9 protein-coding genes and 1 other annotated feature are annotated in these 16,446 nt (G+C 46.2%); of the genes, 4 read left to right on the forward strand and 5 right to left on the reverse strand.

What is annotated here, in order from left to right:
* Positions 1 to 39 precede the first annotated feature (39 nt).
* Positions 40 to 1,155 (reverse strand): ABC transporter substrate-binding protein, encoded by a 1,116-nt coding sequence (locus tag CAN90_RS02140; RefSeq protein WP_085832195.1) that lies wholly within the window; start codon positions 1,153 to 1,155, stop codon positions 40 to 42.
* Between the two features lie 49 nt (positions 1,156 to 1,204).
* Positions 1,205 to 1,458: a binding site (T-box leader), on the reverse strand.
* A 432-nt stretch (positions 1,459 to 1,890) separates the two neighbouring features.
* On the opposite strand from CAN90_RS02140, the gene CAN90_RS02145 reads away from it, so the two are divergent.
* From CAN90_RS02145 to mscL, 3 genes are all read left to right on the forward strand, one after another.
* Positions 1,891 to 4,785: an acyl-CoA dehydratase activase gene (locus tag CAN90_RS02145; protein WP_085832196.1), complete on the forward strand. Its 2,895-nt coding sequence runs from the start codon at positions 1,891 to 1,893 to the stop codon at positions 4,783 to 4,785.
* 11 nt (positions 4,786 to 4,796) lie between these two features.
* Positions 4,797 to 6,098 carry a 2-hydroxyacyl-CoA dehydratase gene (locus tag CAN90_RS02150; protein ID WP_085832197.1) on the forward strand — a complete coding sequence of 434 codons (1,302 nt, stop codon included), beginning with the start codon at positions 4,797 to 4,799 and terminating at the stop codon, positions 6,096 to 6,098.
* Positions 6,099 to 6,262: 164 nt separating this feature from the next.
* Positions 6,263 to 6,730, forward strand: a complete 468-nt coding sequence (mscL, locus tag CAN90_RS02155) for a large-conductance mechanosensitive channel protein MscL (RefSeq protein ID WP_085832198.1) — start codon at positions 6,263 to 6,265, stop codon at positions 6,728 to 6,730.
* A gap of 80 nt (positions 6,731 to 6,810) precedes the next feature.
* On the opposite strand, the gene CAN90_RS13855 is transcribed toward mscL, so the two are convergent.
* Positions 6,811 to 7,590, reverse strand: a complete 780-nt coding sequence (locus CAN90_RS13855) for a PocR ligand-binding domain-containing protein (protein WP_085832199.1) — start codon at positions 7,588 to 7,590, stop codon at positions 6,811 to 6,813.
* Between the two features lie 524 nt (positions 7,591 to 8,114).
* Between CAN90_RS13855 and CAN90_RS02165 the strand changes: the two genes are divergently transcribed.
* Entirely contained in the window at positions 8,115 to 11,618 is a 3,504-nt protein-coding gene (locus CAN90_RS02165) for an S-layer homology domain-containing protein (protein WP_085832200.1), read from the forward strand.
* Positions 11,619 to 11,718: 100 nt separating this feature from the next.
* On the opposite strand, the gene CAN90_RS02170 is transcribed toward CAN90_RS02165, so the two are convergent.
* From CAN90_RS02170 to CAN90_RS02180, 3 genes are all read right to left on the reverse strand, one after another.
* Complete coding sequence (locus CAN90_RS02170) at positions 11,719 to 13,329, reverse strand: MBL fold metallo-hydrolase RNA specificity domain-containing protein (RefSeq protein ID WP_085832201.1); 1,611 nt, start codon at positions 13,327 to 13,329, stop codon at positions 11,719 to 11,721.
* Between the two features lie 223 nt (positions 13,330 to 13,552).
* The gene (locus tag CAN90_RS02175; RefSeq protein ID WP_085832202.1) at positions 13,553 to 15,487 is read right to left on the reverse strand and encodes a fructose-1,6-bisphosphatase; all 1,935 of its coding nucleotides are present in this window, start codon (positions 15,485 to 15,487) and stop codon (positions 13,553 to 13,555) included.
* Positions 15,488 to 15,573: 86 nt separating this feature from the next.
* Positions 15,574 to 16,329 carry an exodeoxyribonuclease III gene (locus tag CAN90_RS02180; protein WP_085832203.1) on the reverse strand — a complete coding sequence of 252 codons (756 nt, stop codon included), beginning with the start codon at positions 16,327 to 16,329 and terminating at the stop codon, positions 15,574 to 15,576.
* Positions 16,330 to 16,446: the final 117 nt, after the last annotated feature.

Below are 16,446 nucleotides of genomic sequence, written 5' to 3' on the forward strand. Positions count from 1 at the left end.
ATCATATTTTCATGCAGCATCCCAGCCGCGCTTACGCTATTATTTGCTAGAAGAAGCCGAATTTTCTTTTACAGCCTGTGCATTCTGGTAATCCTTCGGCAGAGTCATACCAAAGATATTTAAAACATCTGCATTATATACCGGTGCAAAATCCTTTACTACATATACCGGTGTTTCAGAGGCTTTCTTTTCGCCCTTTAATATGGAGGCAGCCATTTTACCGGTTTGATTGCCGAGCGCAACATAATCGATGCCCTGAGACGCCAGGCAGCCATTCTTTACCTGCTCAATTTCAGAACCGAACACCGGAATATTGCCCTTATTTGCAGCCTGCAATACAACCTGCAGGTTATTTACCACATTATTGTCGGTAAAGTTGTTGATGCAGTCTACACCCTTGCTTACAAGGGAAGCGGCGGCAGACGCAACCTCTGACGCATTCACAATGCCAGACTCTACCACTTCTAAATTGTATTTCTTCGCTACCTCTTTCAGTGTGTTGAGCTGGCTGACCGAGTTCGGCTCGCTGGTGGTGTAAAGCACACCAATTTTCTTTGCCTCGGGCAGGAAGGAACGAATCATTTTCACCTGCTCCTCCAAGGGAAGAACATCGGAGCTGCCGGTAATGTTGTTGCCGGGCTTCTCAAGGCTCTTTACCAAACCAGCAGAAACGGGGTCCGAAATTGCGGTAAACACCACTGGAATCTCCGTGCTTTTTGCGGCACTGTAAGCAGACATTGCCGCTGGGGTTGCAATACCAACCAGCATATCGTATTTGGAAGAAACCATGTTCTTCGCAATCAGGTCACTGTTTGAGGCATCTGCCTGCGCATTTTGAAAATCGATGGTCAGGTTTTTGCCTTCTTCAAACCCGGCATCCTTGAGGCCCTGTACAAAGCCCTTATAGCAATTATCGAGCGAGGGGTGCGTTGCGTATTGAATCACGCCGATTTTCATAGCTTTTGCATTTGCTCCAGAAGAAGCGGAGTTACCATTTGAGCATCCGACGAAACCTGCGGCCATAACCGCTGCCAGGGAAACTGCTACAATTTTATGAATGAACTTTTTCATTGAAATACCAAACCTTTCTCTTTGCAATGTTTTATTTCTTTTTTCATTTTGGTCGGGTTCGTTTTTCCACCAGCCATCCGGCATTACGCCACACCTCCTATTCGGCAATAAAAAAAGCCCTTGCCCCTGATTACTCAGGGACAAGAGCATTCACTCCTGCGGTACCACCCAAATTGACGCTTGCGCGCCCTCTTGTTTCACATACCCAATCGATATGTGCTCCGCTGGTAACGGGTAGAGCCCCCGTCGCAGACTACTTAGGAATAATTCCCGTTCGCCCCGCCCTCATAAGTCCATTCACTAAGCGATCTCTTACCGCAATCCCACCATCTGCGGCTCTCTGAAAAAAAATCTTGCCCAGCTACTACTCTTAATCATTGGTTTTATTATTGCACCTATTATATGACGCAACATTTCATTTGTCAACACCACAAAATTTATTTTTATTTGCTTGTGCATGCCCAAATATAGTCCAAAAATTGACATTAAGAGTAAAAAACGGTAAGGTAATATACACTACTGCTTGTGTTTTTTAAATTAAAAAGCATGTTAAGTGCCAAAGCGCTTCACTAAATCAAGTGTAAATTAGAAGAAACTGACACAATATATAGCTGTTAGATTGTGTAAATCACTCAATTTATGGTAAGGCAAAGCGTTTCGCTTGCCAAAAACAGAAATCTGCATTACAATAGGAAAAGAAAAAAGTAGTTAAGCAACCTAACTAAATAAATCACGTTCCACATATAGCGTTTAGTCGTACAATCAGACGGCTAAAAACACAAATGCAAAACAGCCAAATATTGCGGAGGAAACGATAGGATGAGAATCGGTCTTGACGTAGGTTCCACGACCATTAAATGCGTCGTGCTGAACGATGACAATCAAATTGTATACCAATCTTATGAGCGGCATTTTTCACAAATAACAGAAAAAATGGCGGAGCTTCTGCGCAAAATTCAGGCAGAGGTATTAAAAGGGGCGCCCGCTTATTTATCGGTATCCGGTTCTGCTGGAATGGGAATTGCACAAACCTGCAATTTGCCTTTTATTCAGGAGGTATATGCTACCCGCGTTGCGATGGGCAAGCTTATACCGGATGCAGACGTGATTATTGAGCTGGGCGGCGAAGATGCTAAAATTCTGTTTTTAACTGGCGGAACCGAGGTTCGCATGAATGGTTCTTGTGCCGGCGGAACCGGAGCTTTTATTGACCAAATGGCAACCCTTCTCCACATTTCTTTGGAAGAAATGAACGAACTGGCGGCGCAGCATGAAAAAATTTACACCATAGCATCACGCTGCGGTGTATTTGCAAAGTCTGATGTTCAGCCGCTGCTGAATCAAGGTGCGCGCAAAAGTGATATTTCTGCAAGTATTTTTGCTGCGGTGGCGAATCAGACCATTGCGGGACTTGCACAAGGCCGCCCGATTCGCGGCAAGGTGATATATCTTGGCGGCCCTCTTACCTTCCTTTCGGAGCTGCGGCAAAGCTTTGACACAGCGCTAAAGGTAACCGGGGTTTGTCCGGAAAATTCGTTGTATTACGTTGCAATGGGTGCTGCATTCAGCAGTGAGGACGAAGTCGATTTAAACACCGCACTAACAAACATAGACGCATACAGCGGCAAAAGCGATTTTTTGTCCATCCCCTCCCTGTTCCGTGACGAACAGGAGTACCGCGAGTTCCAAGAGCGCCACCAAAGCTGCCGTGCAAAGCGCGGAGACATTGCACTATATAATGGAAAGGCTTACCTCGGCATTGACTCCGGTTCTACTACCGTAAAAGCAGTGATACTGGGAGAAGATGGTGAGCTTTTAGACTCTATTTACCAAAGTAACTCCGGCAACCCGGTACCTATTATTCGGGAATATCTGATGAACCTGTACGAACAATACCCTAATTTAAAAATCTGCTCCTCCGCCGTAACCGGTTATGGCGAGGAACTGCTGAAAAACGCATTCAATCTGGATTTTGGTATTGTAGAAACAATGGCACACTTTACCGCCGCTAAATACTTTATGCCCAATGTAGACTTTGTAATCGATATTGGCGGACAGGATATGAAGTGCTTTAAAATTCGCAATGGAGCAGTGGATAATATCTTCCTCAATGAAGCCTGCTCCTCCGGCTGCGGTTCCTTTTTGCAGACCTTTGCAAACACCCTCGGGTACGATATTGCAGATTTTGCCCAAAAGGGATTATTCGCAAAGCACCCGGTCGATTTGGGCTCTCGCTGTACAGTATTTATGAACTCTTCCGTAAAACAAGCACAAAAAGACGGTGCCACTACGGAGGATATTTCCGCAGGACTTTCCGTAAGCGTTGTAAAAAATGCGATTTATAAGGTCATCCGGGCGGCTTCGGCTGATGAGCTGGGCAAAAACATTGTGGTACAGGGCGGCACCTTTTTAAACGATGCCGTGCTCCGCGTGTTCGAAAAAGAGCTTGGTGTAAATGTAATTCGGCCTGATATTTCGGGACTCATGGGTGCGTTTGGTGCAGCACTGTACGCAAAAGGGCATGCAAATGAAACCAGCTCACTCTTATCGCTTCAAGAGCTAAGAGAGTTTACGCATGAGGTTAAGGTCGCTACCTGCGGCCTGTGCAGTAACCACTGCCGACTTACCATCAATAATTTTGGAGAGAATCGCCGCTTTATCGGCGGTAACCGCTGTGAAAAGCCCGTTACCCGCCAAAACAAGGAACCGGCACTCGACATGTACACCTACAAGCTAGAGCTGCTGCAAAGCTACCAGCCGGTTCCCGGCTCACGCGGAAAAATCGGTATCCCTCTGGGGCTCAATTTTTACGAGCTACTGCCGTTCTGGCACGCATTTTGGACGACTCTCGGCTTCGAGGTCATCCCCTCCCCCCTCTCAACCCGCACATTGTATTTGGATGGCCAACACACCATACCGTCAGACACCGTGTACTTCCCCGCAAAGCTGATGCACGGGCATATCGAGGCTCTGCTACGGCAAGGAATCGACACCATTTTCTACCCCTGCATGTCATATAATATGGATGAAGGGCTGGGGGACAACCACTACAATTGCCCTGTGGTTGCGTACTACCCGGAGGTGCTCTCGGCTAACGTGGAGGATTTAAAGAAAACAACCTTTATTCACGATTATGTGGGAATTCACCGTAAGAAAGATTTCCCGGTGAAGATGAATCAGATTTTAAGCCAGTATTTTACCGGCATATCCCTTCGTGAGGTTCAAAAAGCAGCCAAAGCCGCTTACGAGGAATACGACAGCTTTTTTGCAAAAATACACAAAGAGGGCAACCGTATTATTGATGAGGCAGAGCGTCAGCACAAGCCCATTATTGTACTAAGCGGCCGCCCCTACCACCTTGACCCAGAGATTAACCATGGTATCAATAAGCTAATTACCAGCCTCGGTGCCGCAGTGATTTCGGAAGACGTCATCAGTGACCGCGTTCAGAAATTCCGAACCGGAGTGCTCAACCAATGGACATATCACTCTCGCTTATATGCGGCGGCAAAATACATTGGCACCCGGCCAGATATGAACCTGGTGCAACTCGTTTCATTCGGTTGCGGCGTTGACGCCATTACTACTGATGAGGTACGAGAAATTCTGGAAGCAGAAGGAAAAATCTACACACAGATTAAGATTGATGAGATAACCAATTTGGGAGCGGTGAAAATTCGGCTACGCAGCCTGTTTGCCGCATTGGAACAGTGAGGTGAACAATCTTGGCGGAACTCAAAAGAGATAATACGGGGCGTATCCTGTTTACAAAAGAGATGAAGCAGGAATATACCATTCTTTGCCCGCAAATGGCTGAAATCCATTTTTCGCTGGTAGTAAACATCTTCCGCAACTGCGGTTATAATATGGTATTATTAAAAAATGATGGCCCTAACGTTGTGCACGAGGGTTTAAAGTATGTGCATAACGATACCTGCTATCCCGCTTTGCTAGTGATTGGTCAGTTCATGGACGCGCTGAAAAGCGGCAAGTACGATTTAGACCGTACCGCTCTTATCATTACACAAACAGGCGGCGGGTGCCGTGCCTCCAATTACATTCACCTGCTGCGCAAGGCTCTGCGCCGCGCCGGTATGGAAAACGTGCCAGTTGTTTCGCTGAACCTTTCCGGTCTGGAACATAATCCTGGCTTCTCGGTAACACTGCCGATGCTGCGCCGCATTGTCGCAGGCCTTGTGTATGGTGACCTATTAATGCTGCTCGATAATCAGGTAAAACCTTACGAGATTAAGAAGGGCGAAAGCTCCGCTCTTGTTCAAACATGGATTGAACGGCTCTCGGACCAGTTTAACCGCAGTGAGGGGTATTCCCTAAAGCAGCAAAAGGCAAATCTGGAAAAGATTGCGGCGGAATTTGCTGCCATTCCCGTTGAACGTGTGCCAAAGGTACGCGTAGGAATCGTTGGCGAAATTTTTGTAAAATACTCTCCTCTTGGCAACAACCAATTAGAGCAGTTTCTTGCCGAGCAGGACTGTGAAGTGAATGTTCCAGGCATATTAAACTTTGCACTCTTTAAAGTGGATAACCGTTTGGAAGACATTAAGCTATACGGTGGTAACCCGATAAAATATCGTGTGGTAATGACTTTGATGGATTACCTGTTAAAAATGCAGGAGATCTTGATTGCTGCCGTGAAAACCCAGCCTTGCTTTGAAGCACCCATGAACTATGCTCACACCAAGACACTCGTTAAAGACGTAATTGGGTATGGCAACAAAATGGGAGAAGGTTGGCTTTTAACCGCGGAAATGCTGGAGCTGGTAGAGTGCGGTTTTGAGAATATTGTTTGCACACAGCCATTTGGCTGCCTGCCCAACCACATTTGCGGCAAGGGCATGATTCGCCGTATTAAAGAGATTGATGACCGTGCTAATATCGTACCCATTGATTACGACCCCAGTGCAACACGAGTCAACCAAGAAAACCGCATAAAACTCATGCTTGCTGTTGCACGTGAAGCGTTAAAACAACGCACACAAGAAGCAGAAACTGCAATGGCACATTAGAAAGATAACTAAAAAAATCAACTTTGTTCCCCGGATTCCCTACCGGTACAAAGTTGATTTTTTCTTATTTTTCTGTTAGGATAATCATTATCAAATATCCTTGCAAAAGCAGTGATTCCGTATCTACATCTGTTTTTAGCCTCAGCAACTTTGGAGTGATACTTATGTTAAAACAGGAGGAACAACACGTGAAAAAGTTCGTCCAGGAATTTAAAGAATTTGCAATGCGGGGCAATGTCATCGATTTGGCAGTCGGTGTTATCATTGGTGGTGCTTTTGGTAAAATTACAACCTCTTTGGTTACCAATATTATAACCCCCGTGCTTTCGGCAATTACCGGAAAAATTAATTTAAGTGACCTTGCTTTGAAAATACCGGATGCGTTTGGAGGCAAGGACATTGTAATTGCCTACGGCGCGTTTGTACAAAACATACTGGATTTTGTGATAACCGCACTCGTCATTTTTATTATGATTAAACTGATGAACCGGCTACGCCAAAAGAAGGATGAAGAACCCGCCGAACCGGAGGTACCCGTACTAAGTAAGGAAGAAGAGCTTCTAACGGAAATTCGGGATTTACTCAAAAAAAAGAATATCGATGAAACTAATATTACGAAGAGAATTGAATAATTTGCGTGACAAGCTTATAAAACGCCCTCATATAAAAGAGGAGTCTGGTTTATTCCAGACTCCTCTTTTAGCATTATGTATTATACTTTTACCGTGCTCATATTCGTAATGGATTCCTGCACGGAGCCAACCAAATCGAAAATCTCTTGGTACACGTTGGAAGACCGCTGTGATAAATTTCCAATCTCTTCTGCAACAACCGAGAACCCCAAGCCAGCCTTTCCCGCATGAGCAGCCTCAACTGATGCATTGAGTGCCAAAATGCGTTCCATAGTTGCTACCTGCTGCAAATCCCGTGTCATTGCCTGTATCTTTTTTATCTCTTCTAGAGAACCCTCAATTTCTTTATCAAAAACCTCTATCTTTTTAGAATTCAGCTTTCGTAAATATTCGAGGTTCACTAATTGGTTTACAAACAGGCTCAATAAATTTGCCGCCGATCGAATCATCTTCTCAGAACGGACCGGCACTGTCTGCACCGCCTCAATGTAACGGTCTTCATTAATTCCCAGCTCCCGCGCTATCTGCCTAATATGCTCCAAATCCGGCGTTCCGGGCAGCACTTGCCCACCGATAATCGCACCTACCTTTTCTCCCTCCACAATAATGTCCGAAGCAAAATCCATTAGTCCGGCATGACAGAAATAGGTTCCAGCTCCCTCATTATCGCATTTTACGCAGCGCCGCTGGCCTTCCTCTACGCCACGGGTGTATTTCATACAAAAATCGGTAAAATTACTGCCCTTTGTAATGTAGTTCCCTTGCGAATCTACCGCTATTGCAGCCAGCCCGGTAGCATCTGAAAACAAATCTTGAATCTTTTGCAGCATGTCCAAATCTAAAAATGCTTTAATATCCATTTTTCTCATCCTTGTTTTAAAGTATTTTGCCGCAGAGGATTTTACGAGATAAGCATATCACAGTTTTCGTACTATTTCATCTATTTTTTTCCACTTTCTAACCAATTTTCATATCTTTGTACAATATTGATTCTTTATTGATATATTTGTTGTTAATTTATCCCAACTACATAGCCTATAGCCAATGGTGTCTCGCAAACACGCGCACGGGTAATCGCTTTCCGGTAGAATATATAGAACCTTTTGCAATCAAAATTTATTGAGAATTGCAAACAAAACTAATTTTATTATTTCATAAAATATGCTATACTTTTTTCAAAATATTACCAAGCGAAGAATACCAACCTGCACATCGTCTTCCTGAAAAAACGCAGCTATAAACACCCTGTAAGATTGGAGCTTCTGCCCCACCAGAATCCAATGGCCACAGCGTTTTACGGGGGGAGAAAACCCACAAAGCACCATGCGGTACTGCAAGCCAACTATTTTTATACCCCGGCAAGAACGAGGAGGGAATTCATAACATGAAACGAAAACGGAAACAAATCGGCAGCCTATTTCTAGCAGTGTGCATGGTACTAACTATGCTGCCCATTGCGGCATTTGCTGAAACAGGTGAAACAGAATCCGCCGCACCTACGGGTGAAAGCGGAACTATCACCTCTTTTGCGGAGTTAGATAGCGATATATCCACGCAAGCGGTGGAAAAAGGCACAGCCGAGAGCGAGCTGAACCTGCCAAACAAATTGTCGGTTATGGTTACCAGTAGCTCCGCCATAAAGGCCGATGTAAGCAGCTACAACACATCAACGAGTGACGCTCCTACGAGTGACGCTCCTACGGGTGACACTTCTACGAGTGACGCCCCTACAAGTGATGCTCCTACGAGTGACTCCCCTACGAGTGACACTCCTACAAGTGACGCTCCTACAAGTGACGCTCCTACAAGTGACGCTTCTACGGAAAGTGTTGCCGAGGAAGAAACCGTACCGGAAGAAAAATCAATAGAAACTACCGTGCCGGTATCAGGCTGGGACTCCACCCCCGCCTATGACGGCAACACCGAGGGGGATTATACCTTTACCCCGAAGCTGAAACTACCCGAGGGCTTGACCATAAAATCAGGTGTAGAAGCCCCTACCATCACCGTGAAGGTGGGGGATGCAAAGGAACCGGCACTCGCACCGAAAGGCGCGATTATGCCCCTAAGTACCAAAACTGATGATATTATTATTAACGAAACGAATTTCCCGGATGAAAAGTTCCGGGATTGGCTGAAAAGCAATGCTATTACCAAGGAGGCAGCGGCCGATGATATACTAACGCAAGACGAAATCGCTATGTTTTGGTTTTTCAATATGTCCAATCTACAGATTGCCGACCTTACAGGCATTGAACATTTTACCTCTCTAACGACTTTGATCTGCTCCAACAACCAGATTAGTGAACTGAATGTGAGCAGCCTAAGTAAACTGATAACCCTAGACTGCTCCAACAACCAGATTAGTGAACTGAATGTAAGCGGCCTGACAGCGCTGCAAACCCTGCTCTGCTTGAGCAACCAGCTTCGCGAACTAAATGCGAACGGATTAACGGCTTTAAAAGAACTCTACTGCTACAGCAACCAGCTTCGCGAACTAAATGTGACCGACCTAACGGCTTTAAAACAACTCTACTGCTACAGCAACCAGCTTCGCGAACTGAACTTGAGTGGCCTGCCAGCGCTGCAAACCCTGCTCTGCAACAGCAACCAGCTTTGCGAACTCAATGTGACCGGCCTAGAAAGGCTGGAAAATCTATATTGCTCTCAAAATCAAATTAGTAAACTGAATGTGACCGGCCTGTTGGCGCTGGAACGCCTAGAATGCTCTAGCAACCAGCTTCGCGAACTCAATGTGACTGGACTAGAAAGGCTGAAAAATCTATGCTGCCCTCAAAATCAAATTAGTAAACTGAATGTGACCGGCCTGTTGGCGCTGGAAGACCTAGAATGCTCTAGCAACCAGCTTCGCGAACTCAATCTGACCGGCCTAGAAAGACTGGAAACTCTATACTGTTCTCAAAATCAAATTAGTAAACTGAATGTGACCGGCCTGTTGGCGTTGGAACACCTACAATGCTCTAACAACTACATTTCTTCGGAAGCTGACATAACAGGCCTCGATAAGATCATTACGAAAAACTTCTACTTTGGACATCAGACTCCCTACACCGTCACGTTCCTCTTAAACGGCGGCAACCGCAATGGCGGCGGAGAGCTCATTCAGATGGTTGCAAGGGGCGAATCCGCAAGGCCACCCATCGTCTCTCGCAGCAACTATACCTTTGCTGGCTGGGACAAAGACCTTTCTAATGTAACTTCCGATTTAACCATAACGGCCAACTGGTTCTATAATGGCGGCGCAGGCAGCTCCGGCAGCACGGTGACTGCAACACCCGAAATCCCCCTCGACCAACCAGTAACTGTAACGGTTCCTGTGGTGGTCTCAGCAAGTAAAAACGGCACGGCAATTGCCACCATCCCTGAGAATTCCCTTACCGATGCCCTCTTAAAGGTTCAGGGCAGAACCACACACAGCATTACCGTCGCACTCAATATCACCATGCCCAAGCAAACCACCTCACTTACTACGAATTTGACCCAAAACTCATTGAATTGCCTTGTGGGTGCAGGAGTAAACTTACTGGAGGTAAACGGGGCACCGGTTAACCTTGGCCTTGATAAGAACGCCCTGAATCAAATTTTGAGGCAAAGCGGCGGTGGTAACATTAGCATTACCATTTCCCCGGCGAACGGGTTATCTAGCGAAGCAAAATCACTACTGGGGAACAGACCCACATACAGCATCACCACCCAAACCAGTAAGGACGGCAAAACCGTGAATGTAACCAGTCTTTCTAACGGAACCGCTACCCTTTCCATCCCCTACACACCGAGTAAGAACGAGACTGTTGGATACCTGTTTGGCGTGTATGTGGATACAAACGGCAAAGCACAGCGCATCCCCGGCTCCGCCTATGACGCAAACAGCAAAAGACTGTTGATACCCACTAACTACCTCTCAGTGTATGGCGTGGGCTACACAGCCCCAAGCGCCAAGTTTACCGATATTGGAGACCATTGGGGCAAGGATGCCATTGATTATGTTGTTGGCAGAGGGCTTCTCTCCGGCACAACAGAAACCACCTTTGCCCCCAACACTGCCATCACACGGGAGGCGTTGGTAACGGCCCTCGGCAAGCTGGCAAATATTGATACCAAGGCTTATACTGGGAACCACTTTTCCGATGTTAAATCAGACAGCGCGTGGCGCCCCTACATTGAGTGGGGATACAGTAAGGGCATCCTACAGGGGATAAGCGGTAATCTGTTCGCCCCTGACCAAGCAATTACCCGTGAGGAAATTGCGGTTATCTTTACAAACTTTACCAAAGCCACCGGCTACACCCTGCCCGTAACCCGCGCCGCTGTAACGTATGCCGATGCGGGAAGCGTCGGGAACACCTACAAAACAGCAGTCACAGCGATGCAGCAGGCAGGCATTTTGATGAGTGGTAGCGAAAACCAGTTTCACCCGAAATCCACCCCCACCCGTGCGGAGGTCGCTGTCATGCTCCACCGTTATATTAGGCTGACCATTTCGCCCGCAACAACACAGGGCTGGGCTCTGAACGATGCGGGGCAATACGAGTATTATAAAAATGGCGAGGCACTCACCGGTACACAGACCATTGATGGCGCAATCTATTTCTTTGGCACCGATGGAACGCTGAAAACCGGCTGGGTACAGAATGGCGGTAATATGCGGTATTACTCCGGCAATAAACTGCTGGTAGGCTTTGGGAACATTACCGTAGATGGGACCAACAAAACCTACTACTTCGACACCTACGGGAACATGGTAACCGGCAAGTGGCTTCAGATAGACGGAAAATGGTATTATTTAAACGCTGATGGCACACTTGCGAGAAGCACCACCATCGACGGTTATGCGATTGATGCGAACGGCGTGAGAAACACAAAATAAATTAAAACAAAAGGACGCACAGATTGAACATTCAATCTGTGCGTCCTTTTTCTTATTCATTGGTTCAAGTGTTGGCCTATTTATTAAGTGGCTCGAATTACTATCTCTCCCACTTTTTTGCGAGGGCCAAAATCTGGTCGGTAAAACGCGCTAAATCCTTATTGGTGCCGCCCTCATTGCGTAGAATGGTTTGGTAAAGCTGGCGCTCCGCAGATAACAGGCGCTGAAATGCAGATACAAGCCTGCGCGCTTTCGCCTTTTGGGGCTGCTCATCCCGCTGCAAAGATACATCTACGCCAAAATCCAGCTCTTTGTCTGCCAGCAGGTCAAAGCGGGCTTCAAAGTTAGGAACATACACTTCGTAGCCCAAATCATCGAGCTCTTCCGAAAATGCCAAGCAGGTTTCACGTTCCCCATGCACAATAAACACTCGCTGTGGCTTTGGCTGAAATGCACGCAGCCACTCAAGGAGACCATCGTGGTCGGCATGGCCGCTGAGCGCGCGGAAGTTATAGATTTGCGCCTGCACAGTAATCTCTTCCCCAAACAGCTTTACTTCTTTAATGCCGTCTACCAGCAAGCGTCCCAGTGTACCGTTTGCCTGGTAGCCAACAAATAGAACTGCACACTCCGGCCTCCAAAGGTTGTGCTTTAGATGGTGGCGAATCCGCCCCGCTTCGCACATACCACTGGAAGAAATAATCACCTTGGGCGTTTTATCAAAGTTGAGTGCACGGGAATCTTCCACACTCTGGCTGATTTTGAGGTTGGAAAAGGAAATCGGTTTAAAACCCGAACGAAGAATTTCCAGTGTTTCTTCATCCGCGTAGCCGGTAAGGTCACCGCTGAAAATACGTGTTGCTTCTGCGGCGAGGGGGCTGTCCACATATACTGGGAAATCGGGGAAGCTTTTCACCAGATGCCGCTCTTTAATCTCACGTATAAAATAGAGAACCTCCTGTGTTCTTCCGACCGCAAATGCAGGAATTACCACATTGCCGCCATTGGCAAGCGTTTTATCAATTAGCTCTGCCAGCTGGGGCGTATAGTCATCCACATGCTCGTGCTGCTTTAACCCATAGGTAGACTCCATTATGGCAAAATCCGCTTCGGTAACATATTGCGGGTTGCGAATTAACGGTTGATTTTTATTTCCAATATCTCCTGAGAAAACAACCTTTTTCGTTACATCACTCTCGGTGAGCCAAGCCTCTGTAAATGCAGAGCCTAGCAGATGACCGGCATCCGAAAAACGAATTTTAATGCCCGGTGCTGGCTCAAAAATTTCGCCATATTCATGCGGCTCTAAAAATGAAAGAGTAGTTTCAACATCTTCCATGGTGTAGAGAGGCTCTACCAGCTCAAGCCCGGCACGCTTGCCCTTGCGATTTTCGTTTGTCGCATCCATATCTTGAATGTGCGCGCTGTCTCGCAGCATTATGGAAAGCAGCTCACAGGTTTTACCCGTCGCATAAATTTTACCTTTGAACCCTTGCTTTGCTAATAAAGGGAGCCTGCCACTATGGTCAATATGTGCATGGGTGCAAATAACAAAATCCACGGAAATAGGCAAAAACGGCAGTGAGCGATTGTCTTTTTCATCGCGCCCCTGCTGCAAACCACAGTCCACCAAAAAACGAACGCCGTTTGCGTCCACACAATGGCAGCTTCCGGTTACTTCTTTATCTGCGCCGAAAAAAGTTAAATACATAAAAACGCCTCCCTTAACCATTTATCCATCTAGAATAATAACAAGCTATTGGAATTTGAATGCAGAACCAGAAAAGAAAAAAGAACATTTGCTAAATTATAGAGTAGATTGCAGCATCGAATTTCTCATCTAATTATATCAAAACTCCTTATCTCAAAACAAGCTTTTATTTTTGATAGAAGAATACCGGGGTCAGGCAAAAACTGCAAGACCCCGGCAAAAATTATTTTGTTACCTTTGGAGCAAGGAAGCCCTGGCGGTACGCATTGAGCAGTAATGTTAAATCGTAAATCTGGTTGCTAATATCGTTACCGTTATCCGTATCCATAACCATCATGCGGGCAAAGTGCGTTTCGAAAATATCGGAACGAGACTGTATGTCTTTATTCTCTTCAAGAGCACTGCGCACTCCATCAAATGGCTGGTGAGATTTAATGCGCATACCGTGCGAATTATAAATAAGTGTATAACCAGCAATCCCCGTTGTAGGGTGGTATGCCTCGCAGAAGCCGCCATCAATTACAATCAGCTTTCCATTGCCCTTAATGGGGCTTTCTCCATCACCGGCACGCACCGGTACATGCCCATTAATGATATGGCAAAACGGGGTGTTCAGCCCAAATTCTTTGAGCAGCATCACACAAGATTCTTCCTCGTTGTACCACTTGTAATACGGGTTTTTCTGCTCCGTCCAAGAGCTTTTATCGTCAATAAACATGCGCTCGAAGGTCGTCATTTTCTCACGCCCAAAGAGTGGTGAATCTTTACCGCTCCACAAATACCACATATAATCCAGGCAAAACGGTTTGTCTGCCGCAGTTTGCGGTGCAAAATAGGCGCGGCGCACAATTTTATCCGAAAGATCCATCAGCTCTTTTCCCTTAACAATGCGGCCGCCTACGTTTACACTGGTCAGCTCACCGTCATTTGTCATAGGAATGCAACCATGGAACAACAAGTTCTGGTTAAAGCACTTGTACATGCCGCCCTTTGCGTACAAGAATCGCATGTGGCGGTGCAAACGGTCACTTTCTTTAAAATCTTCCAAGAGACCGCGCAGAATGCTCTTTTCTTCTTCCGTCAGCTCATAGGGAGACTCATTGTGAATGGTTGGGAACTGCGTGGTATTGAGCGTGTAGGTTTTACCCTCAATTTCAATGGTGCCATTCTCATAATTGATTTTATGAAGAAGCATACGGTGCTCCATTTGGAACTCTGGGTGCCGGAGAATTAATTGCCCCTCCAGCTTAAACAGAATAATAGAGATTGCCTTGCGAATCGCATGGTTTAAATCGTCGCATTCGGGGTATTGCTCTTTGGCGAACATCGCCAGCTCACGCATGCTAATTCCATAGCCACTCTCTAAGGTGGCAAGGTTCCCGCCTGCTACGGTGTTGCGCACAACGGCGGCGGCGCACGCCTCACTGCCGGAGGCCGCACCCATCCATAGAATATCGTGGTTACCCCACTCAACATCTACCGCATGATGCTGCATGAGTAAGTCCATAATACGGTCTGCGCCGGGTCCTCTGTCAAAAATATCCCCTACAATATGAAGGTGGTCTACGGCTAGGCGCTTAATGAGTGAACAAAGTGCGGTTATGAATTCATCCGCATTATTAATGCCGATGATGGTATCAATAATTTTTGCATGGTACACCTGCTGGTTGCTGTCTTCCCCGGGCTGAGCATGCAAAAGTTCGTCGATGATGTAGCTAAACTCCGGCGGCAAAGCTTTTCTCACTTTAGAACGTGTATACTTTGATGCCGTGATACGGCAAACACCGATTAACTGGTGCAGCGTTTTCTGATACCATGCATCCATGTTCTCTTCCGACTGCTTAATGTAACGAAGCTTTTGCTCCGGGTAATAAATCAGAGTGCAAATTTTAGAACGTTCTTGCTCGTTGAGCGTCTTCCCAAATACCAAATCTACCTTCTCGCGAATAACACCAGAGCAATTATTCACTATATGGTAAAAGGCATCGTACTCACCGTGAAGGTCGCTCATAAAGTGCTCGGTGCCCTTTGGCAAATTTAAAATCGCCTGAAGGTTGATAATCTCAGTGCAAACCGCCTGAATGGTCGGATACTCCACCGCCAGAAGCTTTAGATATTTCAGTTCATGTTCTGACAGATGGCATTCTGTACCGCGCATGACTCACATCTCCTTTTCATCCGTTAATTCTGAATTGCCCCAAAAAATATTTCTATACTAATTGGCTGATTTTCTTTTCAAATCTTTTATAAATCCAGCTCCAGCCCTACGGGACAGTGGTCACTGCCCTCTATATCTGAATAAATTATGCTGTCACCCAGCTTTTCGCGAAGCCGCTCTGAAATGAGGAAGTAATCGATACGCCACCCGGCATTATTTTGGCGCGCCTTAAACATGTAAGACCACCAAGTGTATGCACCGGCTTTATCTGGGTACAGCTCTCGGTAGCTATCCAAAAATCCGCTCGCCAAGAGCTCGGTAAACTTCCCTCTTTCCTCATAAGAAAAGCCAGAATTACCAATATTGCTTTTGGCATTTTTCAAATCGATTTCTTGGTGGGCTACGTTTAAATCTCCGCATATAATAACGGGCTTCTTTTCATCCAGCATCATCACATACTCACGAAAGGCATTTTCCCATTCCATGCGGTAAGAAAGGCGAACCAGCTCCCGCTGTGAATTGGGCGTGTATACATTCACAAGGTAATAAGACTCAAACTCCAATGTTATAGCGCGGCCTTCCCCGGTATGTGCGGGGTTTTGTATATCGTAGTTAACGGAAAGCGGCTTTGTCTTTGTAAATACCGCCGTACCGGAATAGCCTTTTTTCTCTGCGGAGTTCCAGTATTGAAAATACCCCGGTAGATTGAGCTCTGCCTGCCCCTCCTGCATTTTTGTTTCTTGCAGGCAGAAAACATCCGCATCTACCTCACTAAAAAACGTGAGAAAGCCTTTGTTGAGGCAAGCCCGAAGTCCGTTCACATTCCAAGAAATCAATCTCATACTGCTGCTCCTTTTGCACAACGGCAGAACTCCCGCTGTAAAATAATTGCTAATTTCTCTTAATATTCTGTATTTCCTTGCTGAATCCGCATATAACGTTTATAATAGTACTACTGA

This window comes from Clostridium merdae, from assembly GCF_900176635.1.
Taxonomy (GTDB): domain Bacteria; phylum Bacillota; class Clostridia; order Oscillospirales; family Acutalibacteraceae; genus Faecalispora; species Faecalispora merdae.

What these genes read in the sequence shown, in the direction of transcription:
- CAN90_RS02140 (WP_085832195.1), bottom strand. Translation starts at nt 1,155, where the DNA reads ATGCCGGATGGCTGGTGGAAAAACGAACCCGACCAAAATGAAAAAAGA.
- CAN90_RS02145 (WP_085832196.1), top strand. Translation starts at nt 1,891, where the DNA reads ATGAGAATCGGTCTTGACGTAGGTTCCACGACCATTAAATGCGTCGTG.
- mscL (WP_085832198.1), top strand. Translation starts at nt 6,263, where the DNA reads ATGTTAAAACAGGAGGAACAACACGTGAAAAAGTTCGTCCAGGAATTT.
- CAN90_RS13855 (WP_085832199.1), bottom strand. Translation starts at nt 7,590, where the DNA reads ATGGATATTAAAGCATTTTTAGATTTGGACATGCTGCAAAAGATTCAA.
- CAN90_RS02165 (WP_085832200.1), top strand. Translation starts at nt 8,115, where the DNA reads ATGAAACGAAAACGGAAACAAATCGGCAGCCTATTTCTAGCAGTGTGC.
- CAN90_RS02170 (WP_085832201.1), bottom strand. Translation starts at nt 13,329, where the DNA reads ATGTATTTAACTTTTTTCGGCGCAGATAAAGAAGTAACCGGAAGCTGC.
- CAN90_RS02175 (WP_085832202.1), bottom strand. Translation starts at nt 15,487, where the DNA reads ATGCGCGGTACAGAATGCCATCTGTCAGAACATGAACTGAAATATCTA.
- CAN90_RS02180 (WP_085832203.1), bottom strand. Translation starts at nt 16,329, where the DNA reads ATGAGATTGATTTCTTGGAATGTGAACGGACTTCGGGCTTGCCTCAAC.